Source organism: Ruegeria sp. AI2, assembly GCF_056541275.1.
Window position 1 is genome coordinate 1 of the sequence record NZ_JBQFYB010000043.1, and the last position, 2,235, is coordinate 2,235.

Below are 2,235 nucleotides of genomic sequence, written 5' to 3' on the forward strand. Positions count from 1 at the left end.
CTTCCCGGCGCAGATTGCCAATGAAGCGCACGTTGTATCCATTCTCCCAAGGTGATCCCGGGTAGATTTGGATCGGCTTAATGCCCACCTTTCTTAACCAGGTCTGCAGGTGTTTGATCACGAGCTGTTCGTTGAGTGGAACGACAAGCGCTTTGGCCCCTACCGCCCGACAGGTGGGCCTATCCCGCTGCATCGCTATCGCAAGCCCAAGAAAACACAAACACAGGCACGGGCCGACAGGATCGGAGATCTTGCGCAGAAGATCTCGGTGCCCAGATCGGCGCTTGCCGGGTTGGATTCAAGCCTGGCCAAAGCCGCAGACGTACTGCCGTTCGCCAGCCAGGCCTTTGTCGATCCGGATCCCTATGGAGAGTTCACCTATAGCAGCCGATTGGATGCGCTGCGCGGGGTCTCGGATTTGCTGCACAAGCCGCTGGCCCGCCTGACAGACGAGGATCTGTCGTTCGTGAATGATCTTGTCGACCGCACGCTCGACAAGACGGAAATCAAACAAGGAATAACTGCCCGGTTCTCGCCTAAGCGACCGGCCGCTGAAGAGGAGAGCGAGTAATGCTGAATGCCGAGATCATGGCGCGATATGGGCTGATCAAGGACTGGCGAGCTGCCGGATTCTATGAGACCGAGAACCATCGTCAGATCACCCACACCGTCCGGGCGGGCATTGGAACCGGACGCCTGATCGCTGTGACAGGCCCAGTTGGCATCGGCAAGACTGTGTTCCTGCACCGGTTGCAAGATGAAATTGCGCGCGAAAAGAAGGTCACTGTCGCCGAAAGCCTGTCGGTGGACAAAGCCCGCACGACCGTTCCGACGCTAATCTCAGCCCTGTTCTACGATCTCTCACGAGAGAAAGAACCAAAGATTCCAACCCAAGGTGAAAAGAGGGAACGAGAACTTCAGAAGCTGGTAGCCCGCTCCGGAAAGCCCGTGGCGCTGTTTGTCGATGAGGCCCATGATCTGTATGGAAAGACATTGATCGGGCTGAAACGCCTGATGGAAGTGATCGCGCGCGGCGGAGGCAATCTGTCCGTTATTCTGGTCGGCCATCCGAAGCTGCGAAACGACCTTCGCCGCCCAACGATGGAAGAGATCGGGCATCGCACTGATATCCTGCCCTTCGAAGGATTGGGGGAAGTGTCCCGAACCTATCTCGACTGGCTTTTGGACCAGTGTACCGAGGACGACGCTCCACTTGACGAGATTATCGAACCGGCGGCGCTGGACCTACTGGCAGAGCGCCTGACCACACCCTTACAGTTTGCCGAATATTTAAACCGGGCATTGGAGGCCGGGTTCCGCATCGGCCAGAAACCAATCACGCCGGATATTGTGTCGGCCACCCTGGCCCCCGACTTTGATGACTTGGAGCCACGTCTCACCCGGCAGGGCTATTCTGTGAAGGTATTGGCGGATCAGTTCCAGTCCAAACCTGCCGAGATCAAACGCTTCCTGAGCGGGCAGCTTGAACCCGCGCGGACCCGCGAATTGGCAGAGCGAATGCGGATGGCGGGGTTGTCGCTATGAGGTCATGTGGATGGTCTCACCCCACCGATCCCAGTCTCAGAAATGTGAGCCCGTCTCAATTATTCTGAGCCCGTTCTCAAATAAAGTGGTCCCAAATCGAATTATAGTCTCAAATAATCTGAGCCAGAAACAGCGATGATCTCGCGCCCAACGGATTATGATCTCAAGCCGCTACACATAGGGTTCAGGAATGGCTCATTTCGCGGTAATTTTCACACCGCAATTGCACGACTTTCACCAAATCTCACTCCCGCGTTCAGAGCCGGTGTGAGCGCGATCATCGGGCATGGATACAATCCGAATGCGGAGACTCTGATTGATGGCGCGATCGTCGACATCAACGGATTTGAGGCCGTAGTATCGGACGCAGCAGAGTGCAGTGACAAGTCAGTCAACTCGCATGATCGCAAATTCTGGCTTGCGATGCACAATCGCGACTATGACGATCACGCTATTGAGCACTACTGGGAACAGGCGGGCGAAGACGGTCATACTGCTGGCGAAGTCCTGAAAGCTTACGTGGATGCTCGCCGTGCTACAGGCGATTGGCAGTCTTTGGCAAACCACCCACGACGCGCCTCATTCGTTTGGGAGTGGATTAACTGTGCGAGCCGCGATGAGAGTGATGTTACAGAAGAAGAGCTCACGGCAATAAGCAAAGCGGCTCTGAAACATCGCCACGAAAACCAC

Annotated in this window: 3 protein-coding genes and 1 pseudogene; 3 read left to right on the forward strand and 1 reads right to left on the reverse strand. The window is 55.9% G+C overall.

Annotation, left to right across the window (positions count from 1 at the left end; translation table 11 throughout):
- Positions 1-106: pseudogene (locus ACR0LL_RS20985) on the reverse strand (integrase core domain-containing protein); the annotation flags it as partial.
- 3 nt (positions 107-109) lie between these two features.
- Between ACR0LL_RS20985 and ACR0LL_RS20990 the strand changes: the two are divergent.
- The 3 genes from ACR0LL_RS20990 to ACR0LL_RS21000 all read left to right on the forward strand — a co-directional run.
- Positions 110-571 (forward strand): hypothetical protein, encoded by a 462-nt coding sequence (locus ACR0LL_RS20990; RefSeq protein WP_480424837.1) that lies wholly within the window; start codon positions 110-112, stop codon positions 569-571.
- Positions 571-1,545 carry an ExeA family protein gene (locus ACR0LL_RS20995; RefSeq protein ID WP_480589229.1) on the forward strand — a complete coding sequence of 325 codons (975 nt, stop codon included), beginning with the start codon at positions 571-573 and terminating at the stop codon, positions 1,543-1,545. The genes ACR0LL_RS20990 and ACR0LL_RS20995 overlap by 1 nt, the downstream gene beginning before the upstream one ends.
- A 267-nt stretch (positions 1,546-1,812) precedes the next feature.
- A partial coding sequence (locus ACR0LL_RS21000) for a hypothetical protein (protein ID WP_480589231.1) occupies positions 1,813-2,235 on the forward strand: 423 nt, incomplete at its 3' end.